The 22,461-nt window shown below is 74.4% G+C and carries 22 protein-coding genes; 7 read left to right on the forward strand and 15 right to left on the reverse strand.

What is annotated here, in order from left to right:
- The first annotated feature begins 43 nt into the window (after window positions 1-43).
- Window positions 44-1,393, forward strand: a complete 1,350-nt coding sequence (locus ABZ793_RS19460) for a hypothetical protein (RefSeq protein WP_350711374.1) — start codon at window positions 44-46, stop codon at window positions 1,391-1,393.
- Between the two features lie 105 nt (window positions 1,394-1,498).
- Here the strand turns inward: ABZ793_RS19460 and ABZ793_RS19465 are convergent, their stop codons facing one another.
- From ABZ793_RS19465 to ABZ793_RS19475, 3 genes are all read right to left on the reverse strand, one after another.
- Complete coding sequence (locus tag ABZ793_RS19465) at window positions 1,499-3,355, reverse strand: PucR family transcriptional regulator (RefSeq protein ID WP_357458982.1); 1,857 nt, start codon at window positions 3,353-3,355, stop codon at window positions 1,499-1,501.
- A gap of 66 nt (window positions 3,356-3,421) precedes the next feature.
- Window positions 3,422-4,291 (reverse strand): RNA methyltransferase, encoded by an 870-nt coding sequence (locus tag ABZ793_RS19470; RefSeq protein ID WP_357459053.1) that lies wholly within the window; start codon window positions 4,289-4,291, stop codon window positions 3,422-3,424.
- On the reverse strand, window positions 4,288-4,851 hold the full coding sequence (locus tag ABZ793_RS19475; protein ID WP_357458984.1) for a dihydrofolate reductase family protein: 564 nt from the start codon (window positions 4,849-4,851) through the stop codon (window positions 4,288-4,290). The genes ABZ793_RS19470 and ABZ793_RS19475 overlap by 4 nt, the downstream gene beginning before the upstream one ends.
- 150 nt (window positions 4,852-5,001) lie before the next feature.
- Here ABZ793_RS19475 and ABZ793_RS19480 point away from each other — a divergent pair, with 150 nt between their 5' ends.
- The gene (locus ABZ793_RS19480; RefSeq protein ID WP_357459056.1) at window positions 5,002-5,622 is read left to right on the forward strand and encodes a thymidylate kinase; all 621 of its coding nucleotides are present in this window, start codon (window positions 5,002-5,004) and stop codon (window positions 5,620-5,622) included.
- 36 nt (window positions 5,623-5,658) lie between these two features.
- Here ABZ793_RS19480 and ABZ793_RS19485 read toward each other — a convergent pair whose 3' ends face one another.
- From ABZ793_RS19485 to ABZ793_RS19500, 4 genes are all read right to left on the reverse strand, one after another.
- Window positions 5,659-7,908 carry a transglycosylase domain-containing protein gene (locus ABZ793_RS19485; RefSeq protein WP_357458987.1) on the reverse strand — a complete coding sequence of 750 codons (2,250 nt, stop codon included), beginning with the start codon at window positions 7,906-7,908 and terminating at the stop codon, window positions 5,659-5,661.
- 177 nt (window positions 7,909-8,085) lie between these two features.
- A complete protein-coding gene (locus ABZ793_RS19490) occupies window positions 8,086-8,889 on the reverse strand; it encodes a hypothetical protein (protein ID WP_357458990.1) in 804 nt (267 codons plus the stop codon).
- Between the two features lie 148 nt (window positions 8,890-9,037).
- Entirely contained in the window at window positions 9,038-10,144 is a 1,107-nt protein-coding gene (locus tag ABZ793_RS19495) for an SPFH domain-containing protein (RefSeq protein ID WP_357458993.1), read from the reverse strand.
- 4 nt (window positions 10,145-10,148) lie between these two features.
- The gene (locus ABZ793_RS19500) at window positions 10,149-10,622 is read right to left on the reverse strand and encodes an NfeD family protein (RefSeq protein WP_357458995.1); all 474 of its coding nucleotides are present in this window, start codon (window positions 10,620-10,622) and stop codon (window positions 10,149-10,151) included.
- 106 nt (window positions 10,623-10,728) lie between these two features.
- On the opposite strand from ABZ793_RS19500, the gene ABZ793_RS19505 reads away from it, so the two are divergent.
- Window positions 10,729-12,045 carry a serine hydrolase domain-containing protein gene (locus ABZ793_RS19505; RefSeq protein ID WP_357458998.1) on the forward strand — a complete coding sequence of 439 codons (1,317 nt, stop codon included), beginning with the start codon at window positions 10,729-10,731 and terminating at the stop codon, window positions 12,043-12,045.
- 24 nt (window positions 12,046-12,069) lie between these two features.
- Here ABZ793_RS19505 and ABZ793_RS19510 read toward each other — a convergent pair whose 3' ends face one another.
- Window positions 12,070-12,882, reverse strand: a complete 813-nt coding sequence (locus ABZ793_RS19510; protein ID WP_357459000.1) for a DUF3097 domain-containing protein — start codon at window positions 12,880-12,882, stop codon at window positions 12,070-12,072.
- A gap of 198 nt (window positions 12,883-13,080) precedes the next feature.
- Here ABZ793_RS19510 and ABZ793_RS19515 point away from each other — a divergent pair, with 198 nt between their 5' ends.
- On the forward strand, window positions 13,081-13,875 hold the full coding sequence (locus ABZ793_RS19515) for a hypothetical protein (protein ID WP_357459003.1): 795 nt from the start codon (window positions 13,081-13,083) through the stop codon (window positions 13,873-13,875).
- Window positions 13,876-13,935: 60 nt separating this feature from the next.
- On the opposite strand, the gene ABZ793_RS19520 is transcribed toward ABZ793_RS19515, so the two are convergent.
- From ABZ793_RS19520 to ABZ793_RS19535, 4 genes are all read right to left on the reverse strand, one after another.
- Complete coding sequence (locus ABZ793_RS19520) at window positions 13,936-14,715, reverse strand: HAD-IIA family hydrolase (protein WP_350711397.1); 780 nt, start codon at window positions 14,713-14,715, stop codon at window positions 13,936-13,938.
- Between the two features lie 121 nt (window positions 14,716-14,836).
- Entirely contained in the window at window positions 14,837-15,895 is a 1,059-nt protein-coding gene (locus tag ABZ793_RS19525; protein ID WP_357459007.1) for a ferrochelatase, read from the reverse strand.
- 112 nt (window positions 15,896-16,007) lie between these two features.
- Complete coding sequence (gene fabI, locus ABZ793_RS19530; protein WP_357459009.1) at window positions 16,008-16,775, reverse strand: enoyl-ACP reductase FabI; 768 nt, start codon at window positions 16,773-16,775, stop codon at window positions 16,008-16,010.
- Window positions 16,776-16,810: 35 nt separating this feature from the next.
- Window positions 16,811-17,515: a beta-ketoacyl-ACP reductase gene (locus ABZ793_RS19535; RefSeq protein ID WP_350711402.1), complete on the reverse strand. Its 705-nt coding sequence runs from the start codon at window positions 17,513-17,515 to the stop codon at window positions 16,811-16,813.
- A gap of 534 nt (window positions 17,516-18,049) precedes the next feature.
- Between ABZ793_RS19535 and ABZ793_RS19540 the strand changes: the two genes are divergently transcribed.
- A complete protein-coding gene (locus tag ABZ793_RS19540; protein WP_350711404.1) occupies window positions 18,050-18,202 on the forward strand; it encodes a hypothetical protein in 153 nt (50 codons plus the stop codon).
- Between the two features lie 115 nt (window positions 18,203-18,317).
- Here ABZ793_RS19540 and ABZ793_RS19545 read toward each other — a convergent pair whose 3' ends face one another.
- Genes ABZ793_RS19545 through ABZ793_RS19555 form a run of 3 tightly spaced genes read right to left on the reverse strand, consistent with a single transcriptional unit; the run spans window position 18,318 to window position 21,354 of the window.
- The gene (locus ABZ793_RS19545; RefSeq protein WP_357459012.1) at window positions 18,318-19,268 is read right to left on the reverse strand and encodes a VWA domain-containing protein; all 951 of its coding nucleotides are present in this window, start codon (window positions 19,266-19,268) and stop codon (window positions 18,318-18,320) included.
- Window positions 19,265-20,269 carry a DUF58 domain-containing protein gene (locus ABZ793_RS19550; RefSeq protein ID WP_357459014.1) on the reverse strand — a complete coding sequence of 335 codons (1,005 nt, stop codon included), beginning with the start codon at window positions 20,267-20,269 and terminating at the stop codon, window positions 19,265-19,267. Before ABZ793_RS19550 ends, ABZ793_RS19545 begins: the two co-directional genes overlap by 4 nt.
- Window positions 20,248-21,354, reverse strand: coding sequence for a MoxR family ATPase (locus ABZ793_RS19555; RefSeq protein ID WP_350684013.1), 1,107 nt, complete (start codon window positions 21,352-21,354; stop codon window positions 20,248-20,250). Before ABZ793_RS19555 ends, ABZ793_RS19550 begins: the two co-directional genes overlap by 22 nt.
- 278 nt (window positions 21,355-21,632) lie before the next feature.
- Here ABZ793_RS19555 and ABZ793_RS19560 point away from each other — a divergent pair, with 278 nt between their 5' ends.
- Together ABZ793_RS19560 and ABZ793_RS19565 are read left to right on the forward strand one after the other, a co-directional pair.
- Window positions 21,633-21,863 (forward strand): hypothetical protein, encoded by a 231-nt coding sequence (locus ABZ793_RS19560; protein ID WP_357459017.1) that lies wholly within the window; start codon window positions 21,633-21,635, stop codon window positions 21,861-21,863.
- A gap of 22 nt (window positions 21,864-21,885) precedes the next feature.
- Window positions 21,886-22,425 (forward strand): PH domain-containing protein, encoded by a 540-nt coding sequence (locus ABZ793_RS19565; protein ID WP_357459020.1) that lies wholly within the window; start codon window positions 21,886-21,888, stop codon window positions 22,423-22,425.
- Window positions 22,426-22,461 lie beyond the last annotated feature (36 nt).

Here is a 22,461-nt window from a genome sequence, read left to right on the forward strand (position 1 = left end):
CGCAGCCGGACACGGCCGGACGAACCAGGGCCTAGTATGGCGTGTGCCCAACGAGCAGCTCCGGCGGATGGACGCCTTCACCTTCCCGTCCTACTCGATCGATCTCTCCACCGGGGAGGTCCTGTTCGACTACGCCCTCACCGGCCCCGACGGCGAGCAGCGGTTCACCGAGGTGATCACCCTTCCGTTGCCCGACGCGCCGCCGTCGGACGAGACCGTGGCGGCCCTCGGCCGGGTCCTGGAGCTGCTGCACGTGGTCGCCGGGGTCAGCTACTACAAGGCCGCCGCGCCGCCCCGCGTGGTGCTGCCGGCGCCGCTGGGCGCGGCCGCCGCCGAGCTGGTCACCGCCATCTACACCAAGGGCCTCGCGGAGTACGCGTACCGCAACCAGCTGCCGCACGTGCTGGAGCTGCGCCCGGAGGTGCCGGCCGGCACGGTCTCCCCGGCCCGGGTGTACGACGACTCCGACCGGCGTCCGCTCTCGGCCGTGGGCGGCGGAAAGGACTCGATCGTCAGCCTGGAGGCGCTGCGTCGGGCCGGGTTCGACCCGGTGCCGTTCTCGGTCAACCCCAACCACGTGATCGTCTCGGTGAACGAGGCGTCCGGGCTCACCCCGCTCGCCGCCCGGCGGCGCATCGACCCGGTGCTGTTCGAGCTGAACGCCGCCGGGGCGCTCAACGGCCACATCCCGGTCACCGCGATCAACTCGCTGATCGCGGTCGCCACCGCGGTGCTGCACGGGCTGGGCCCCGTGGTGATGTCCAACGAGCGGTCGGCGTCGGACCCGAACCTGGTCTGGAACGGCCACGAGATCAACCACCAGTGGTCCAAGGGCGTGGAGGCGGAAGGGCTGCTGCGGGCGGCGCTGGCCGAGCACGCCGGGCTGACCGAGCCGTACTTCTCGCTGCTGCGCTCGCTGTCCGAGCTACACATCGCCCGGCTGTTCGCCGAGATCGACCGCTACGACGACGTGGTGACCAGTTGCAACGCCGCGTTCAAGCTGCGCGACGCCAGCGAGCGCTGGTGCCGCGACTGCCCGAAGTGCCGGTTCGTCTTCCTGGCCATGGCGCCGTTCATGTCGCGCGAGCGGATCACCCACATCTTCGGCGGCGACCTGCTCGCCGACCCCGCGCAGGTGCCCGGCTACCGGGAGCTGCTGGGCGTGGACGGGCACAAGCCGTTCGAGTGCGTCGGCGAGGTGGAGGAGTCGGTGGTGGCGTTGAGCCTGCTCGCCGAGCAGGACGAGTGGCGCGACGCCCCGGTCGTCCGCGCCCTCGTCGACGCGGTCCCGGCCACGGCCTGGTCGGCCGCCGCCAACTCCGACGTCTTCACCCCGGGCGGCCCGAACCACGTCCCCCCGCCGTACGCCAAGGCCCTCACCGCCCTCACCTGACTCTCCCGGCCCGGGGCCACACCCGTTGACCATGACGTTGATGCCGCGACACGCCGAGGCGGAGCGCGACAACTTCATGCTCAACAGCGTGGTCGGCGGTGACCGTCAGGGGGTACGGATGGCGTCCAGGGCCAGCAGGGCGACGTGCAGGGAGAGACAGGCCTCGACCGAGTCGAGGTCGACGTCGAGCACGCGGCCGATCCGGGCCAGCCGCTCGTAGAACGCCGGCCGGGACAGGTGCGCCGCGGCGGCCGCCGCCGACTTGTTCCGGCCCTGCTCCAGGTACGCCCGCAGGGTGCCGAGCAGGTGCTCCCGGGGGTGCTGCGCGTCGTACGTCAGCAGGGCGCCCAGCTCCCGCTCGACGAAGGTCTGCACCCGGGGCTCGTCGCGCAGCAGGTGCAGCAGCCCGGCCAACCCGACGTGCGGCAACCGGAAGATCGGCAGGTCCCGCCGGTCCCGCCGGGCGGCGTCGGCGACCTGCCGGGCCTCGATCAGCGACCGGCGCGCCTCCCGCAGGCTGCCCACCCCGGAGCCGGCCGCGATCAGCACCGCGCCACCCGACGACGGCCGGGCCGCGCCGTTGCCCGGGACGTCCCGAAGCGGGCCGTCGAGGCGTCCGAACGCGGCGACACCGACCCGGTCGGTCGGCGCGGCGGTGTCGGAGCGGCCCCGGCGCAGCGCGGCGGCGAACGCGGCCAACGCCCGCTCCTCCGCGGCCGGGTCGGGCAGGGCGAGCAGCACGCCGACGGCATGGTCGTCGACGGCGCTGGTCAGCCCGGTCAGCTTCGCCTCGTGCAGCGCCTGGCCGACGGCCTCGGCGAGGTCGCGCAGCCGCACCGGACCCGACTCCGGGTCGACCGCGCCCGGGTCCCCCGGGGGTCCGGCCTCGCCGGCCGGGCCGCCCTCCCCCGCCGGGTCGTCGGCCCGGTGCCGGACCACCACGCCGACGAGATGCCGCCGCTCCAGCACCACGCCGAGCGCCCGGGCCCGCAGGGCCACCTCGTCGACCGGGCGGGAGTGGTCGAGCAGGGCGGTGAGCAGCGTCCGGTGGATCTGCCGTTCCAGTCCCTCGGCGTCGCGCCGGATCAGCCGACCCAACGCCAGCGTCGAGGCGGCGCGTTCGACCAGGATGGTCAGCCGGGTGGGCGGTCCGGCCGGCGGGGCACCGGCGACGCCCACCCCGCCCTCGGCCGCCGGGTCGAGCACCCGCCGGCCGGCGGCCAGGTCGCCCCCGCCCGGCCACCGCAGCAGCAGCCGCCCCCAGTCGTGCCCCCGGGCGCCGACGGTGGTCACCAGCCAGCCGCTGTCCGCGTCGTACGCGGTCCGCCCCGCCGGCCGGATCCGGCGGGAGTGCTGTTCCCAGCCGTCCAGCAGCAGCTCGGCGCTCTCCCCCGCCGGGTCGTACGCGAGCACCTGCCGGGAGAGGTTCTCCAGCACCACGGGGCAGCCGGACAGTTCGGCGGCCTGCCGGACCACCTCACCGGGGCCGGCGCCCTCCACCGACAGCTCGGTGAAACGCTGGTGGATCTCCTCGGTCGCCCGCAGCTCGGTGAGCTGCGCGTCGACGATCAGCGCGTGCACCGCCTCGGTGATCCGCACGAACGGGGTGGCCCGCCGCAGCTCCACCAGCGGCAGCCCGCGCCGCTCGGCGACGGCCGCCATCACCCGGGGCACCCCGCTGACGTACCGGCGGCCCAGCTCGACGACCAGGCCGGAGACCCCGACGTCGGCCAGGTCGCCGACGAAGGCGCGCAGCCCGGCGTCGTCGGCGGGCAGCCCGATGCCGGTGGTGAGCACCAGCTCGCCGCCGCCGAGCAGGGTGGCGATGTCGGGCACCTCCGCCACGTGCACCCAGCGCACCGGGCGGTCGAGGCCGGCGTCCCCGGCGACCAGGCGAGGAGCGCCGTGGCGGACGGGGTCCAGCGCGAGGACCTCACGGACGGTAGGGAACACGGGCGACACGCTACCGTCGGTTACGCCGATTCTCGACAGTCCGCCCGGGGCAGATGACGGGGCGGCTCGCCGCCCTCACCACGGGTCGTCGCGGCCCAACTCCCAGCAGGCCACGGCGGTGGCGGCGGCGACGTTGAGCGAGTCCACGCCGCGGCGCATCGGGATCACCACCCGCGCGTCGCTGGCGTCCATCGCCGCCCGGGTCAACCCCGCCCCCTCGGCGCCGAGCAGCAGGGCCGAGCGGGCCCGCTGCGCCGCGTCGAGCCGCTGGATCGGCACCGCGTCCGGCGCGGGGGTCATCGCCAGCACCGTGAAGCCGGCCGCGCGGACGTCGGCGAGCGCGTCGGGCCAGGGATCCAGTTTCGCGTACGGGATCGCGAAGACCTCCCCCATGCTGACCCGGACACTGCGCCGGTAGAGCGGATCGGCGCAGGTCGGGGAGAGCAGCACGGCGTCCACACCGAGCGCGGCGACCGCTCGGAAGATGGCCCCCAGGTTCGTGTGATTGTTGACGTCCTCGAGGATCACCACCCGGCGGGCGGCGGCGAGCACCTCGGCGGCGGCCGGCAGGGGCTTGCGCCGGAACGACGCCAGCACCCCCCGGTGCACGTGGAAGCCGGTGGCCCGTTGCAGCACGTCCGGGGTGGCCGCGTAGACGGGGGCGTCGCCGGTGTCCAGGTCGGCGAGCTGGTCGACCCGCTTGGCGTCCACCAGGTACGACCGCGCCGGGTAGCCGGCCCGCAGCGCCCGGCGCAGCACCAGCTCACCCTCGGCGATGAACAGGCCGTGGGGTGGCTCCCAGCGCGTGCGCAGCTCGACGTCGGTCAGCGCGCGGTAGTCGGCGATCCGCTCGTCGTCGGGGTCGGTGATCTGGTGGATGGGCACCGCACGATTCTGCCGGACGCGCGGACCACGACCGACGGAAGGAGCAGCAGGCCGCCTCAGCCGGCCCGGTGGTACCGCAGCAGCACGGACCGGCCGTCGAAGGTCCGCGACTCCACGAGACGGAGGTTCAGCCGCCCGGTGACCGAGAAGACCGGCTTGCCGCCGCCGAGCACCACCGGGTGCACAAAGATCTGGTACTCGTCGATCAGGCCGAGTTCGGTCAGCGCGGCGGCGGCGTCGGCACCGCCGTTGAGCAGCAGGTCGCCGCCCGGCTGCTCCTTGAGCGCGGTGACCTCCTTGCCGAGGTCGCCGCCGCCGACCACCTGGGCGCCGTGGTCGGCCTCGGTGAGCGTACGCGAGACCACCACCTTCGGCGTCCGCCGCCAGATGGGCACGAAGGCGAGGTCGTGCGGGTGGTCGGAGATCGACTCCGCCTGCGGCCAGTAGGCGGCCATGAACTCCCAGACCTTGCGACCGTAGAGGAAGGCGCCGGACCGGTCGCACTGCTCCAGCGAGTACGCGGACAGCTCCGGACCCATCTCCGGCCAGTCGAACTCGCCGTTCGGCCCCTCGATGAACCCGTCGAGCGACTGGTGCACCCCGTAGACGATCTTCCGCATGAAACTGTTCCTCCTGGCGTCGGACGCCCGTCGTGGGCGCTCTCGCCAGGTGGTCGGAGCGGCGTCGCCGGATCCGACAGCTCCGGCCGAATTTCTCCAGAATTTTTTGTCGGGTTGCCCGCCGCCGCTAACGTGCCGCTCGTGCGCCCGATGATCATCGCCCTGGTCGGCATCGACGGGGCCGGGAAGACCACCCAGGCGAAGGCGCTGGCCGGCCGGCTCCGCGCGGCGGGAGTGCCGGCCACCTACTTCGAGAACGCCGGCGGCCGGCCGCTGTGGAACCGGCTCGCTCGCGCCCTGGGCCGCCGGGACGGCCCGCACCTGTTCGGCCGCACCGGCTATGCGGCGCTGGAGGCGACCGTACGCTGGCTCGCGATCGCCCGGGCGGTGCTGGTGTCCCGGCTGACGGGCCGGACGGCGGTGATGGACCGGTGGTCCTGGTGCCAGTACGTGGTGATGCGGGTCCGCCGCGACCGGGGCGGGCGGCTGGTCCGCCTGGCGTACGGGATCTTCCCGCCGCCGAGCCTGGTCTGCTTCCTGGCGGTCTCGCCCGAGCGGGCGCAGCAGCGGGTGCTGGCCCGGGGCATCGACACCGAGGAGTTGCCCTACCTGCGCGAGCTGGACGCCGGCTACCGGGCGCTGCCGGAGTTCGGCACGTTCACCGTCGTGGACGCGGACGGCGGGCCGGCCGAGGTCCGCGCCACCCTCGACCGGGTGGTGCGCACGGTCCTCGACCCGGCGGTGCGGACGACCGTCGCCCGCTCCGACTGACCGCCCCGTCGAGGCAGACTGACCGCGCTGCGGGCGTCAGCCCCGGCCCTGGAGCCAGCGTCGCAGGTCGGAGAGGCGCTGCTCGTCGGAGGGCCGCTGCTCGTCGGAGGGCCGCCGCTCGTCGGAGGGCCGCCGCTCGTCGGAGGGCCGCCGTTCCTCGGCCGGGCGGCGCTCCACCGGGCGGCGCGGGTCGCCGACGAGCTCGCGGCTGGGGGCCGCGAAGGTCTTCTCCGGCTGCCCGTCGACGGCGGTGACGATGACCCGGGCGACCGCGTCGATCACCTTGGCCTGCACCGCGGCGCCCACCGAGTCGGTCGGGTCGTCCGGGTTGGCGGCGATGCCGGCGACCGCCACCTGCGGGGTGAAGCCGACGAACGTCTCCGTCGCGTTCCGCTCCGAGCTTCCGGTCTTGCCGGCGACCGGGCGGCCGTCGAGGATCCGGTTCACCGAGGTGGCCGTGCCGCCGTTGCACTGCCCGAACGCGGACTGCTGGCCCACCGGGCAGCGCGCCGCGTCGGTGGCGGCCCGGGCCACGTCGGCGTCGAGCACCCGGCGGCAGGACGGGTCGCCGACCGGCACCCGCTCGCCGTCGGGGGCGGTCACGGAGACCACCGGCAGCGGCGTGCAGTACGTCCCCTCGGCGGCCACGGTGGCGTACGCGTTGGCCAGGTCGAGCGGTGTGGTGGCGGCCACGCCGAGGGTGAACGAGCCCCAGTTGGCGGCGTCCTCCTCGGCGAAGGCGGCGTCCGCGTCGGCCCGGAAGGTGATGCCGAGGCGCTGCGCCATCTCCACCACCTTCTCCTGCCCGACCTGCTCGGCCAGCCAGACGAAGTACGTGTTCACCGAGCGGCCGAAGCCGTCCCACATCATGCGGTACCCGTCCATCCACTCGGGGTTGGCGTTGGCCGGGCACCACCGGCCCTCGCAGCTCCCCTCGCCCTCGGCCGCGTACCGGGTGGGCAGCCGGCTGGGCGCGTCGAAGCCGGTCGCGAGAGGCTTGCCGGCCTCCAGCGCGGCGAGCATGGTGAACAGCTTGAACGTCGAGCCAGCCTGGTACCCGTCGACGCTGTCGCCGCCGGAGATCAGGGGGTTGACGGTGTTCGGGTGGTTGGGCTGCCCGTCCGGGTTCGCGTCGAGGCTGTAGTGCCGGTTGACCGCCATGGCGAGGACCCGGCCGGTGCCCGGCTCGACGGCGGCGATGGGCAGGGCGCGCTTGTTGCCGTACCCGTAGACACTGGTGGCCTGCTTCTGCGCGGTGGCCTGGACCTGCGGGTCCAGCGAGGTCACCACGGTGTAGCCGCCCCGGCGCAGCGCCTGCTCGCGCTCCTCGACGCTCTCGCCGAACGCCGGCTGGGCGAGCCACCACTGCCGCAGGTAGTCGCAGAAGAAGCCCCAGTCGTCGTGGCCCTCGGCGACGGCGGTGCAGCCGTTGGGCTGCGCGGTGGGCTTGAGCGCCAGCTTCTCGGTCTTGGCCCGCGCCGCCTGGTCGGCGGTGATCGCCCCGGTCTCGACCATCGCGTCCAGCACGTAGCCCCGGCGCTCCAGCGCGGCGTCCGCGTCGCCGTCGATCGGGCTGTACGCCTCCGGCGACTGCACCAGGCCGGCGAGCAGGGCCGCCTCGCCGAGGGTCAGGTCCGCCGGGGCCTTGGCGAAGTAGCGCTGGCTGGCCGCCGCGATGCCGTACGCCCCGGAGCCGAAGTACGCGATGTTCAGGTAGCGGTTGAGGATCTCGTCCTTGCTCAGGCGCTGCTCCAGCGCCGTGGCGTACCGGATCTCCTGGATCTTGCGCCCGATGGTCTGCTCGGTGGCCGCGGCGCGCTCCTCGGCCGTGCGGCCCGGGTCGGTCTTGAGCACGTTGCGGACGTACTGCATGGTCAGCGTCGAGCCGCCCTGCGCGGTGCCGCCGCCGGACACGTTCGCCACCAGCGCCCGGAGCAGGCCGCGCAGATCGGCGCCGCTGTGGTCGTAGAACCGCCGGTCCTCGGCCGCGACGATCGCCTGCCGCATCACCGGGGCGATCTCGTCCAGCCCGACGTCGGTGCGGTTGACGTCGTAGAACGTGGTGATGAGCGTCTTGCCGTCGTTGGCGTAGAGGTAGGAGCGTTGTGGTGTGGCCGGGGTGCGCAGCGCCTCGGGCAGCGCGGCGTACGAACCCAGGGCCGCCTTGGCGCCCAACCCGAGCAGCAGGTTGCCCGGCAGCGCGGCGACCGCCAGGACGAGGCCGGCGAGCACGCCGGCGAGCAGCACGGTGAACAGCCGCGACAGCGGCGAGCGGGGTGGGGCCATGGTCCCCAGGATTGCCGTGAAAGCCGCCAACCGACCACCCCCGCGGCCCTCCTGTCAGCAACTTCACCCCCCGCTGCCAGCGACTTCCCATCACAACGGCCCCGGCGTCCCCCGCCGCCCCGTGCGTCCCGCCGGCCGGAGCCGCGCCGGGGACGGCCAGGGCGGCCGGCGAGGGGCTCAGCCGGTGGCCAGCGGGCCGTTCGGGCCCGGGCCGGTCGGCGCGGCGGTGGCGAGGCTGGCGCTGGCGGCGTCGCGCGCGATGTCCCGGGGCACCAGGCGCCCGGAGCGGTAGGCGATGCCGATGCCGGCGATCAGCACGAAGATCGCACCGAAGGTCTGCAACGAGCCGATCAACGCGCCGCCGAGGCCGAGCAGCGGGGCGGCGATCATCAGCATCGTGCCGTCGCCGATGCTGAACGCCCCGGACCGGGCCACCGACCAGCCGGTCAGCAGCCAGCCCAGGGTGTAGCAGGTGGCGCCGACGAGCACGAGCCCGCGGGCGGTGGCGCCGAAGACCGGGGTCTGCTCCGCCAGGCCCGCGAAGGGCAGCATGAGCACCGTGCCGGCGATGGACACCAGCAGGCCGGCGACGGCGACCCGGCGGCTACGCGTCGCGGCCAGCAGCCCGGTCAGCGCCAGCAGGGCGAGCAGCCCGAGCCAGACCGACGCCACCCAGCCCACCAGGTAGAGCGGCCGGCCGTCGGCCGGGTACGGGTCGTTGCCCACCCCGCCGTCGCTGGCCATCGCCACGACGCCGTAGAGCACGGCGTACGCGGGGAGCAGCCACACCGCGGCCCGGGCGAACCGGCGCAGCGACCAGGCCCAGCTGGCGTTGGTGGCCGGCCCGGCCGGCGTCGGCTCCCCGACGAACGGCAGCACCCCGAACCCCCCGCCGGTACGCCGGCTGCCGAGCGGCCCGGTGGGGTCGTGCGCGCCCGGTACCGGGGCCGAGGACCACACCCGCTTCGCCGGATCCTTCATGCGTCACCTCGCTCGTCCGCGAGCGGTGCGGGACGCGCCGGGGCGCCCCGATGCCTGGTCACCACCCGTCCTAGAACCGATGGTGGCAGGCGCCGGAGCGCCCCATGAGCACTTCTCACATTTCTCCGGGCACGTCGGCCCGCGCCGCTCAGCCCCGTTCGCGCTGGTCGGCCGGGTCGTTCAGCAGGCTCGCCGGCGAGACCGGCTCCGGCGCCGGCAGCCCCTGCGGCTTGCCGCCGGTGGCCTGCGCCTCGGCGACGCGTACCTCGTCGTGGATCTGCTGGGCGGCGGCCGCCGCGGCCTGCGCCGCCGCGGCCGCCTCGCGCTCCACCTCGCTCGCGCCGTCGGCCGCCTCCGGCGCCGGCTCGTCGCCGACCATCCGGCTCAGCCCGCCGAGCGCGCCGCCCATCCCCTCGAGGGCCTTGGTCAGCTCGGCCGGGACGATCCAGACCTTGTTCGCGGTGCCGTTGGCGATCTGCGGCAGCGCCTGGAGGTACTGGTAGGCGAGCACCTTCTGGCTCGGGTTGGCCTGGTGGATCGCGTCGAACACCGTCCGGATCGCCTTGGCCTGGCCCTCGGCCTGGAGGATCCGCGCCTGGCGGTCACCGTCGGCGCGCAGCACCGCGGCCTGCTTCTCGCCCTCGGCCGTGAGGATCTGCGACTGCTTGTGCCCCTCGGCGTTCAGGATCGCCGCCCGGCGGTCCCGCTCGGCGCGCATCTGCTTCTCCATCGAGTCCCGGATGCTCGGCGGCGGCTCGATGGCCTTGATCTCCACCCGGGTGACCTTGATGCCCCACCGGCCGGTGGTCTCGTCCAGCACGCCGGAGAGGTGCCGGTTGATCTCCTCGCGGCTGGTCAGTGCCCGCTCCAGGTCCAGCGAGCCGATAACGTTGCGCAGCGTCGTGACGGTGAGCTGCTCGATGGCCTGGAGGAAGTTCGAGATCTCGTACGTGGCGCGGACCGAGTCGACGACCTTGAAGTAGAGCACCGTGTCGATCGAGACCACCAGGTTGTCGGAGGTGATCACCGGCTGCGGCGGGAAGCTGACCACCTGCTCGCGCATGTCGACCTTGGTGCGGACCGCGTCGATGAACGGGACCAGGAGGTTCAGCCCCGGGTTCAGGGTGCGCTTGTACCGACCCAGCCGCTCGACCACGTCCTGGCGCTGCTGCGGCACGATCCGCACCGCCTTGGCCAGGGTGATCACCCCGATCAGCGCCACGGCCATCAACAGGACCGGGATCACGAGTTCCATGTACTCACCTTTTCGCTTCGGGTAGCTCGTCGGAGGGGGAAACGTCGTCCCGCCAGACCAGGGCGGTGGCGCCCCGGACCTGGATCACCTGCACCCGCTCACCGGGGGCGAAGACCTGGCTGGCGTCGTAGGACCGGGCCTGCCACAGCTCGCCGTCGATCTTGACCATGCCCTGCCCGGCGTCGATCCGCTCCAGCACCAGCGCCGTGCTGCCCTCGATCGCCTCCACGCCGAAGGGCTGCTCGCCGCTCTCCAGGGCGGAGCGTTGGTGCCTGCGCAGCGTCGGGCGTACGCCCAGCACCGTCAGCGCCGACACCCCGGCGAAGACGATCGCCTGCACACCCACCGGCGCGCCGAGCGCCGCGGCACCGGCGGCGGCGAAGGCCCCGGCCGCGAACATGATCAGGAAAAGCGTCGTCGTGAAGATCTCGGCGACGGCCAGCACCACACCCAGCACGATCCACAGCACGGCGTCCACCCCACGATCGTGACATGACAATGCACGCGCGGCCCACCCGCGAAGATCAGTAAGCTCGGCGGCACGTCAGCGGCCCGCCCCACCGGGCCCGGAGGGAGGAGCCCCCGTGTCCCTGCTGCCCGACACCGTCCGCCACGTCGACACCCTCGTCGCCGAGGCGCAGTCCGCCGGCCGGACGCCGTCCCTGGTGATCGGCGTGGTACGCGACGGCGCGCTGGCGCACCTCGCCACCGCCGGCGAGCACCCGCGCCCGGACGGCGACCTGCAGTACCGGGTCGGGTCGATCAGCAAGACCATGACCGCGACCCTGGTCATGCAGGAGCGCGACGCCGGCCGGCTGGCCCTGGACGACCCGCTGGAGAAGCACCTGCCCGGCACCGCCGTCGGCACGCTCACGCTGCGGCAGTTGCTCGGCCACGCCAGCGGCCTGCAACGCGAGCCGGAGGGGCCGTGGTGGGAACGCGCCGAGGGCGTCGACCTGGAGACCCTGGTGGCCGGGGTCACCGCCGAGAAGATCGCCTACCCCGCGCACCGGTCCTACCACTACTCCAACCTGGCGTACGGGCTGCTCGGCGGGGTGCTGGAGCGGACCACCGGCACGCCGTGGGCCGAGCTGCTCCGCCAGCGCGTCCTGGCGCCGCTCGGCATGCGCCGGACGACGTACGCGGCGACGGAGCCGTTCGCCCGCGGCTACGTGGTGCACCCGTGGCACGACACGCTGCGGGAGGAGCCGCGCACCGACACGGGGGCGATGGCCCCGGCCGGGCAGCTCTGGTCGACCGCCGAGGACCTGGCCCGGTGGGCGGCCTTCCTGGCCGACCCGGCGCCCGAGGTGCTGGCGGCGGAGACGCTGACCGAGATGTGCGCCCCCGTGGTGATCAGCGACCTCGACTCGTGGACCGGCGGGCACGGCCTGGGGCTGGAGCTCTACCGGGAGGGCGAGCGGGTGTACGTGGGGCACGGCGGTTCGATGCCCGGCTACGTGGCCGCCCTGACCGTGCACCGCCCGTCCCGCACGGCCGTGATCGGCTTCGCCAACTCGTACGGCTTCCGCACCGGCGGGATCGGCGGGCTCGCGCAGCGGATCCTCACCGCCGTGCTGGACGCCGAGCCGGCGCTGCCGCGGCCCTGGCGGCCGAGCGCCGCCGCCCCGCCCGCCGGAACCGTCGAGATCGCCGGCCGCTGGTGGTGGATGGGGGTGCCCCTCGACCTGACCTGGGACGCCGCCACGGGCGGCCTGATGGCGCACGTACGCGGGGAGCGGATGAGCTGTTTCGCCCCGGAGGGACCGGACCGCTGGCGGGGCCGCTCCGGCCCGGAGAACGGCGAGATCCTCGCCGTGCTGCGCGACGAGGCGGGGCGGGCGGTGGCGCTGGACATCGCCACCTTCGTCTTCACCCGCACGCCCGACCAGGAGCCCTGACCCCGGCCCCGGCGACAACCACGCTCAGGCCGGCTCGGTGACGAAGTCGATCAGGCGTTCCATCGCGTTGATCAGCGGGGTCTCCACGTCGGCGAAGCTGTCCACCCGGGACAGGATGTGCCGCCACATGTCGGCCGGCTCGGCGACCCCGAGCGCGGCGCAGACCCCCTCCTTCCACGGCTGCCCCGGCGGCACCACGGGCCACGCCCGGATGCCCAGCGCCGCCGGCTTGACCGCCTGCCACACGTCGACGTACGGGTGGCCGGTGACCAGCACGTGCGGCGAGGTCACCCTCGCCACGATCCGGCTCTCCTTGGAGCCGGGTACCAGGTGGTCGACCAGCACACCGAGGCGGCGACCCGGGCCGGGGGCGAACGCGCGCACCTCGGCGTCGAGGGCGTCGATGCCGTCCAGCGGTTCCACCACCACGCCCTCGATCCGCAGGTCGTCGCCCCAGATCCGCTCGACCAGGGCCGCGTCGTGGATGCCCTCCACCCAGATCCGGCTGGCCTTGGCGACCTGGGCGCGGACCCCGTCCACCGCGATCGAGCCGGAGGCGGTGCGCCGGCGGGCCGCCGGGACGGGGGCGCGGGTCGGCCGGCGCAGCGTCACCGGCTCCCCGTCGAGCAGGAACGCCGCCGGCAGCAGCGGGAAGTTGCGCCGCCGGCCGTGCCGGTCCTCCAGCACCACCGCGCCGGCCTCGAAGCCGACCACCGCGCCGCAGAAGCCGGAGTCGGCGTCCTCGACCACGAGGTCCGGTTCGGCGTCCACCTCGGGGGTGACCTTCCGTCGCCGCCAGTCCCCCGCCAGCACGTCGTCCGCATACCGCCGCCCCATGGAGATCACGCTAACCGCCCGCCTCCACGCCCGCACCCGACACGCCGCGACGCCCCCGGCACGCCGATCACGTCGCCGTGGCGCCCGCACACGCCGCACGGTTCGGCGTTACGCCCACACCACCACATGATCGAGAGGCATGGGACGGGCGGAGCGGCAGTCGAGACAGGGGCGGCGATGACCACGTACCCTTTCGGCATGTCCACCCCCGCAGCGGGCGCGGCCACTCTCGCGCCGCGCCGGTCCAGCCGGTTCGTTGCCTGGGTGCGCGCGTGGCGCGCCGGGCTGGTGCCCTTCGACGAGGTCGCCGAGGCCATCGCCGGCGACGAGGAGCACCTGGTCGCGGACGCGCCCGGCACCTGGACCGACGTCCCGCTGCCGCAGGCGCTGCCCACCCTGGCGAAGCTCTCGCCGGACGAGATCCGCCTGGTGCTGCCCGCACCGGGCGATCCGCGCGGGCTGCCCGGCCCGGGCGACTTCGCCGGCGCGGCGCTGCTGGCCGGCGAGGCGGTCGTCGCGGGCAGCCTCGGCCTGATCCCGCACGTGCGCACGCACACGTCCGGCTCCGGCGACACCTTCGAGACGGTGCTCTGGCGGGTCTACCCGCTGCCGGCCGACGCCCCGGCCGCGTCGCTCGCGCTGCCCGGCGCGGCCGAGGCCGAGGCGGAACTGGCGGCGGCCCTGCACCACACCACCGCCGCGCTGACCCGGCTGGACGTCGCCCAGTGGCGACCCGAGCTGGCCGGGGCACTGGAGGAACTGCGCCGACCCAACGGCGCCACCGACCTGCCGCCCGGGTTCGACCCGCGCGCCCGGCGGCTCTTCGCCCGGGCCGCCGTGCTCGACCGGGTGCTCGCCCTGGCCGGGCACGCCGCGCCCGGCGGCGCGATCAACAACTACGAGGCCCAGCAGCGCGACGCCGCGCTGCGCCCGCTGACCACCGCCTGCCGGCAGGCCCTGGTGGCCGCCTGCAACGCCCCGCTGCGCCCCTGACGGCGGGCGGGCGTACCGCTGCGGGCGGGTGGCCGGCGGCCGGCGCGCGGCGGCCGCGCGTCAGACCTCGTCGACCAGGTCGGCCACCGAGTTGACGATCCGCGACGGGCGGTACGGGTAGCGCTCCGCCTCGGCGCGGCTGCTGATCCCGGTCAGCACCAGGATCGTCTCCAGGCCGGCCTCCAGCCCGCAGAGGATGTCGGTGTCCATCCGGTCGCCGATCATGGCGGTCGTCTCGGAGTGCGCGTTGATCGTGTTCAGCGCCGAGCGCATCATCATCGGGTTGGGCTTGCCGACGAAGTACGGCTCCACCCCCGTCGCCTTCGAGATCATCGCGGCGACCGAACCGGCGGCCGGCAGCGCGCCCTCCACCGACGGCCCGGTCACGTCGGGGTTCGTGCAGATGAACCGGGCCCCGTCGTTGATCAGCCGGACGGCCTTGGTGATCGCCTCGAAGCTGTAGGTGCGGGTCTCCCCCAGCACCACGTAGTCCGGCGCGTAGTCGGTCAGCACGTAGCCCACCGCGTGCAGCGCCGTGGTCAGCCCGGCCTCCCCGATCACGTACGCGGTGCCGTCCGGTCGCTGGTCGGCCAGGAACTGGGCGGTGGCCAGCGCGGACGACCAGATGGCGTGCTCGGGCACGTCGAGGCCCATCCGGCTCAGCCGGGCCTGCAGGTCCCGCGGCGTGTAGATCGAGTTGTTCGTGAGCACCAGGAACGGCTTGCCCGAGGCGCGCAGCCGGGAGACGAACTCCGGCGCGCCGGGCACGGGCTGGCCCTCGTGCACCAGCACGCCGTCCATGTCGGTCAGCCAGCTCTCCACCGGCTTGCGGTCCTGCATCGTCACTCGTTCCAGGGGTGTCGGGGCCGCCGGCGGAGCCGGCGCGGCGGTCAGGAGTCGGGATTCCGGGGTGGTCGGCGGCCGTCACGAGTCGGGCCGCCGAGGTCGGGGGCGGCGGCGGTCAGGAGCCGGGCCGCCCCGGGGTCGGGGCGACGGGACGGCGGGCGGGGACGCAGCACACCGTCGGGCAGGTGTCCCACATCGGCAGGTCACCGAGTCGGCGGCGCAGGGTCACCCCGTCCGGCTCGGTCCGCTCCCGGACCAGCTCGCGGACCATCGCCACGAACCGCGGGTCCGTGCCCGGGGTGGCGGCCCGGACGAAGTCCAGGCCGAGCTGCTTGGCCGTCTGGCGCGCCTCGGTGTCGAGGTCCCACACCACCTCCAGGTGGTCGGAGACGAACCCGATCGGGCTGACCACCACGCCGGTGGTGCCGGCCTCGGCCAGCGTGCCGAGGTGGTCGTTCACGTCCGGCTCCAGCCACGGCACGTGCGGCGGGCCGGAGCGGCTCTGCCAGACCAGGTCCCAGGGCAGGTCCGGGGCGGCCGCCGCGTGCACCAGCCGGGCCACCTCGGCGAGCTGCGCCTCGTACCGGCCGCCGTGGGGGCCGGCGGTGGCGGCCATCGAGTTCGGGATCGAGTGGGCGGTGAACACCAGCCGGGTGCTGTCCCGCTTCGCCGGGTCGAGCTGCGCCAGCGCCGCCCGTACCGCGTCGACGTGCGGCTCGACGAACCCGGGATGGTCCCAGAACTGGCGGATCTTGTCGATCAGCGGGGCGTCCGGGCCGACCGCCGCCCGGGCGGCGGCAATGTCGTCCTGGTACTGGCGGCAGGAGGAGTAGCCGCCGAGGGCGCTGGTGACGAACGCCAGGGCGTGCCGGACGCCGTCGTCGCGCATCCGCGCCACGGTGTCGGCGAGCATCGGATCCCAGTTCCGGTTGCCCCAGTAGACGGGCAGGTCGACGCCGTGGGCGGCGAAGTCCTCCCGGATCGCCGCGAGCAGTTCGCGGCACTGCTGGTTGATCGGGGAGACGCCGCCGAAGTGCTGGTAGTGCTCGGCGACCTCCGCCAGCCGTTCCGGCGGCACGCCCCGCCCCCGGGTCACGTTCTGCAGGAACGGCATCACGTCCTCGGGCCGCTCCGGCCCGCCGAAGGACACCAGGACCACCGCGTCGTACGCCATGGGGCCATTCTTCCCGGTCGGCGGTCCCCGCCGGGCAAGGGCCCCTCGCCCTGCCCGCGAGGAAGGGGCCCCTGCCGTACGGAAGGCGACCGCGGGGACCCTTCCTCGCGCCTCAGGCGCCGATGGCGTGGTAGCCGCCGTCGACGTGGACGATCTCGCCGGTGGTGGCCGGGAACCAGTCGGACAGCAGCGCCAGGCAGGCCCGGGCGGCCGGCTCCTGGTCGGTGAGGCTCCAGCCCAGCGGCGCGCGCTCGGTCCAGGCGTCCTCGAACTGCTCGAAGCCCGGGATCGACTTGGCGGCGATGGTGCGCAGCGGCCCGGCGGCGACCAGGTTGCTGCGGATGCCCTGCTTGCCCAGGTGCAGCGCCAGGTAGCGGGAGGCCGACTCCAGCCCGGCCTTGGCCACGCCCATCCAGTCGTAGACGGGCCACGCCTTGGTCGCGTCGAAGGTCAGGCCGACCACCGCGCCGCCGGCGGACATCAGCGGCAGCGCCGCCATGGCCAGCGACTTGTAGGAGTACGTGGAGACCTGGAGCGCGGTCGCCACGTCCTCCCAGGGCGCGTCGAGGAAGCCGCCGCCGAGGCAGCTCTGCGGGGCGAAGCCGATCGAGTGCACCACCCCGTCCAGGCCGTCGACGTGCTCGCGCACCCGGTCGGCGAGCCCCGCGAGGTGCTCGGCGTTGGTCACGTCCAACTCGATCACCGGCGCCGGCGCGGGCAGCCGCTTGGCGATCCGCTCGACCAGGGACAGCCGGCCGTAGCCGGTGAGCACGACCTGCGCCCCGTTCTCCTGGGCGAGCTTCGCCACCGAGAAGGCGATCGAGGCGTCGGTGATGACGCCGGTGACGAGCAGCCGCTTACCGGCGAGCAGTCCGGACATGCAGGGATTCCTCCGTAGTTCTTCAGTGACCGCTGTCAGTGACCCATGCCGAGGCCGCCGTCGACGGGGATGACGGCGCCGGAGATGTAGCCAGCGGCGTCCCCGGCCAGCCAGGTGACCGCGCCCGCGACCTCGTCCGGCTGCGCGAAGCGGCCGGCGGGGATGACCTTGCGGTACTCGGTCTTGCGGTCCTCGGGCAGCGCGGCGGTCATGTCGGTCTCGACGTAGCCGGGCGCGACCACGTTGGCGGTGATGTTGCGGCTGCCCAGCTCGCGGGTGATGGAGCGGGCCACGCCGACCAGTCCGGCCTTGCTCGCCGCGTAGTTGACCTGGCCGGGGCCGCCGTAGAGGCCGACCACCGAGGAGATGAAGATCATCCGGCCCCACTTCGCGCGGAGCATCTTGGTCGAGGCGCGCTTGGCGCACCGGAACGCGCCGGTCAGGTTGGTGTCCAGCACGCGGGTGAACTGCTCCTCCGACATGCGCATCAGCAGCGTGTCGTCGGTGATGCCGGCGTTGGCGACCAGCACCTCGACCGGCCCCAGCTCGGCCTCGATGGCGGTGAAGGCCGCGTCGACCGAGTCGGAGTCGGTGACGTCGCAGCGCACCCCGAACAGCCCCTCGGGGGCGTCGCCGCTGCGGTGGGTCACCGCCACCCGGTCGCCCTGCTTGGCGAAGGCCTGCGCGATCGCCAGGCCGATCCCCCGGTTGCCGCCGGTCACCAGGACGGTACGGGCCACGGGTCCCCCTCTGCTCAGTGATCTCCCGGTCGGTCGGAGCCTAGGCGTTACCGGCAGGTAAGCGCTAACGGCGGGCACGTCAGGCCGGGTCACGACGCGCGGATCGCCCGTCCCCCGGCCGCGTCGCGCCGGGGGCCGCCGGGAGCGGGTTCGCCCGGTGGAGCCCTGCGGGCGGACCGTCGGCGGACACTCGCCGCCCCCGCGTGGGGGCGGCGACGGCGACGGCCCGAGCCGGTCGGGCGGTCGACCGCAGCCGATGGGCCGAGTGCGGCAGCGGACGCCGGCCGGTGTACGATCATCCGCGTTTGCGGGCCGTCGCGGTCCGCGTTCCGGGCCCCGCCGACCGTAGGAGGTGATCGCTGTGCGAGATAGCGATCCTCCGAGTCGTGGCCGGGCCGTCCGTCAGCCCCGCTGAGCCACGACTCAGCAGGTGAGCTGACCCAGCTTCGCTCCCCGCACCCGCCTGGTCTCCGGCCTCGCGCCGGGTGACCGCGCCGTGCCCCGCCGGGAGCCGCCCCCGGTCACGACTTCTGTGTGCGCGTCCTGATCCACCCCTGCGGTCCGCTCCCCGCTCGCGGACCGTCCAGTCGCCACCCGGAGCCGTCCATGAGCCGCTACGTCGCCCCGCTGGGCTTCACCCTCGCCGCCGTCTGGGTGGCCGTCATCTTCGTCCTCGCCGGCCACTGACACCGCCGCCGGCCGTGGTCGTCCGCGCCGGCGGTCGGCACCGGCCACCCGACGCCCGCCGTCCTCGTCCGCGCCGGCGGCGGGCGTCGACCGCCCGCCGCCGGCGTCCCGCGTGTCAGAGCATGCGGGAGGACCACAGCAGGCTGAGCGCACCGGCGCACAGCGCCAGCAGCAGGGCCACGCCCGCGTACCACTGGGTGACCTCGCGGGGCTCCGTCCGGAACCCGATCGAGCTGCCCATGTCCTGGTAGACCTGCTTCAACTCGGTCACCGAGGCCGCCTCGTAGAAGTAGCCCTCCGTGGCCTCGGCCAGGTCGGCCAGGGCCAGCCGGTCCACCGGCACCCGCTGCAACTGCCCGCCGATGTCCACCTGCCCGGAGTCGGTGCCGAAGGCGATCGTGGAGACCGGCACGTTGGCCGCCTGCGCCGCCGAGGCCGCCTCCTCCACCGACCGCCCCGAGGTGCGGTAGCCGTCGGAGAGCAACACGATGCGGGCCGGCGGGATCTCCGCCGCGCCGTCGGCCGGCACCGACCGGATCGCCTCCAGGCAGGTGAAGACCGCCTCCCCGGTCGCCGTCGCCTCGGCCAGCACCAGCCCGTCGATCGCGCTGGTCACCGCCTCCCGGTCCTTGGTCGGCGGCACCAGCACGTTCGCCGCCTTGGCGAACGAGACCAGACCCAGGTTGTAGCTCTCCGGCAGCTCGCCGACGAACTGCTTGGCCGCCTCCTGCGCCGCCTCCAGCCGGTTCGGCGCCACGTCGTCGGCCTGCATGGACAGCGACACGTCGATGGCCAGCATCACGGTGGCCCGCTCCAGCGGCTCCCGGGTGTCGACCGCCGGCCGGGCCAACGCGGTCGCCAGCACCAGCAGGCAGAGCAGGAACGCGGTCGCCGGCACGTGCCGACGCCAGCCCAGCCCCTTCGGCGCCAGGGTGCGCAGCAGGTCCACGTTGGTGAACCGCATCGCGTACGCCCGGCGGTTGCGCTGCCGCCAGACGTAGAGCCCGGCGAGGGCCAGCACCGGCAGCACGGCCAGCAGCCACCACGGTTGCAGAAAACGGATCATCGTGTCGTCCCCCTGGTGCGGGCGTGCCGCTGCGCGGCCACGAAGCGCACCATGTCGAGCAGCCAGTCTCGGTCCGTACGCAGCCGCAGGTGGGCCGCGCCCGCGCCGCGCAGCGCGGCGGAGATCTCCGCCCGCTGGGCGGTCGCCGCCTCGGCGTAGCGGTGCCGCAGCAGCGGGTCGGCGGTCTGCACCTCGTGCAGCCCGCCGGTCTCCGGGTCGACCACCGGCAGCACCCCGACGTCGGGCAGCTCCAGCTCCCGGGGGTCGACCACCTCGATCGCCAGCACGTCGTGCCGTACGCGCAGCTTGCGCAGCGGCCGGGCCCAGCGGTCGGTCGGGGCGAGGAAGTCGGAGATGACCACCGCCACCCCGCGCCGCCGGGGCGGCCGGTTGAGCATGTCGACCAGCGTGCCCAGGTCGCTGCGCCCCGGACGGATCTCGGTGCCGGCGATCGCCCGCAGCAACGCCTGGGCCTCCTTGCGGCCGGAGCGGGCGGGCACCCGGGTGAACACGTCCGGACCAGGGACCGGCGGCGCGCTCCGCCACCGGCGCGCCGGGGCGCTCGTGCCGCCGCCACTGCCGATCACGGCGCCGATCCGGTTGCCGCCGCGCACGGTCAGGTGGGTCAGCGCCGCCGCGGCCGCCACCACGACGTCGCGCTTGAGCCACCGGCCGGTGCCGAAGTCCAGGCTGGCCGAGAGGTCTACCGCCAGCCACGTCTCCAGTTCGCGGTCGGCCACCGTACGCCGGACGTGCGGCATCGTCGTGCGGGCGGTGACGGGCCAGTCCATCCGGCGTACGTCGTCGCCGGGGCGGTACTCGCGGGACTCCCCCGCCTCGCTGCCCGGGCCCGGCAGCAGACCGGCGTAGTCGCCTTGGAGCAGGCCGTCGAGTTTGCGGGTGACCAGCAGTTGCAGCCGCGACAGGACGGCTTCGGTGCGGTCCGAGGGGATGTCGGCGGGCCGCCGTACGGGTGAGGTCACGGCCGCTGCCCGGGCCAACCGGCACCCGGCGGCGCGGCGGTCGGCGTCGGTGTGGCCTGCTGACGGGGCGCGACCGAGGGCAGCGGGATGGTGGACATCACCCGGTGCACGACGTGGTCGGCGGGCACGTCGTCGGCGAGCGCGTCGTAGCTGAGCACCAGCCGGTGACGCAGGATGTCCGGCGCGATGTCCTGCACGTCCTGCGGCAGGGCGTAGTCCCGGCCCCGCAGCAGCGCCAGCGCGCGGGTCGCCCGGACCAGGCCGAGCGAGGCGCGCGGGCTGGCGCCGTACTGGATGAGCTGGGCGACGTCCGGCATCCCGTGCTCCGCCGGGGCACGCGTGGCCAGCACCAGCCGGACCGCGTAGTCGACCAGGGCGTTGTGCACGAAGACCTGGTCCGCCTTGTGCTGGAGGGCGACCAGGTCGGCGGTGGTGAACACCGGCGCCGGCTCCGGCGGGGCGACCCCCATCCGGTAGACGATCTCCCGCTCCTCGGCGTCGGTCGGGTAGCCGACGAGGATCTTCATCAGGAAGCGGTCCCGCTGCGCCTCGGGCAGCGGATAGACCCCCTCCTGCTCGATCGGGTTCTGCGTCGCCATCACCAGGAACGGGTTGGGCACCCGGTGCGTCTCGCCGCCGATCGAGACCTGCCGCTCGCTCATCACCTCCAGCAGCGCCGACTGCACCTTGGCCGGCGCCCGGTTGATCTCGTCGGCGAGCAGGAAGTTGACGAAGACCGGGCCCAGCTCGACGTCGAACTTCTCGCTCGACTGCCGGTAGATGCGGGTGCCCATGATGTCGGCCGGCACCAGGTCCGGGGTGAACTGCACCCGGGCGAAGGAGCCGCCGACGACCCTGGCGAGCGTCTCCACGGCGAGCGTCTTGGCCACCCCCGGGACGCCTTCCAGCAGGCAGTGGCCCCGGGCGAGCAGCGCGACGAACATCCGCTCCACCATCCGGTCCTGCCCGACGATCACCCGCTTGATCTCGAACAGCGCCCGCTCCAGCAGGGTCGCGTCCTCGGCCGGCGTGGTCACCGGCGCGGGTGTCTGCGGGCCCGTCCCGTTGGGCGTCGGGGCGTCGGGCGTGGTCGGCTGGGCCACCGGTCCTCCACAGCATGATCGGTTGTCGTGCGGCGTGGTGCGTATCAAGACTCGCATGCCCGGCTGAGTGCCGAGGTGGGGAGAACCCGATTATCGCCGCGCCGTCCCGAGTCGCCGGATCGTCGGCCCGCCACACCGTCCCACGTCGCGGAATCGCCGTTCACAGGTGGACACGGACGGCCCCGGCGTGTGTACGATTCACCCCGTCGCCGGGCGGCTCCCCCCGTGGCCGCCCGGCGCTCAATCTTCGGCCCTCCCGCCGCCCTAGACTGGGCGGGATGAGCAATCCCCTTCCCGCCGACGAGCCGCTGATCTGCTCGTCCCGCGGCTGTCGTGCCCCCGCCCGGTGGGCGCTGCGGTGGAACAACCCCCGGCTGCACGACACCGACCGGCGCAAGACCTGGCTGGCCTGCGCCGAGCACCGCTCCTCCCTCGGCGATTTTCTGGACGCCCGCGGGTTCCTGCGGGAGGTCGTACCGGTGGTCGGATCGCCTACGCTCGAAGGGTGAGCGCGCACAACGGATTCCCCCGGTGAGCGGTGACGGATTCGCCGGCCCGCCGCCGGCACCGCCCCGCCCTCCGGCGGGCCCCCTGGAGCCGTGGCCGGACACCGTCCGCTGGCAGCCGATCTCACCCGACCTGATCTGGGTGGAGCTGCTCCGGCTCGCGATGGTGCTGGTCGTCGTCCTGCTCGGGCTGGGCGTCGGCTGGGCGCTCAGCGGGGCCTGGCCGTTCGGCGCGGCGGGCGGCGCGGTGCTGCTGCTGGGAGCCCTGCGGGTCGTGACCATCGTCCGCGCCGTACGGGCCTGGGGGTACGCCGAGCGGGAGGACGACCTGCTGGTCCGGCACGGCCTGCTGGTCCGGCGGCTCTCCATCGTGCCGTACTCGCGGATGCAGTTCGTGGACGTCAGCGCCGGACCGCTGGAGCGGGCGTTCAACCTGGCCACCGTCCAGTTGCACACGGCCGCGGCGGCCAGCGACGCCCGCGTGCCGGGCCTGCGCCCGGCGGAGGCGTCCCGGCTGCGCGACCGGCTCACCGCGCTCGGCGAGGACCGGGCGGAGGGCCTGTGAGCGACCCGGCCGGCCGCGCGACGGACCGGCCCGAGC

Origin of the sequence: Micromonospora sp. NPDC047465, assembly GCF_040643125.1 — a bacterium.
In the GTDB taxonomy this organism is placed as follows: domain Bacteria; phylum Actinomycetota; class Actinomycetes; order Mycobacteriales; family Micromonosporaceae; genus Micromonospora.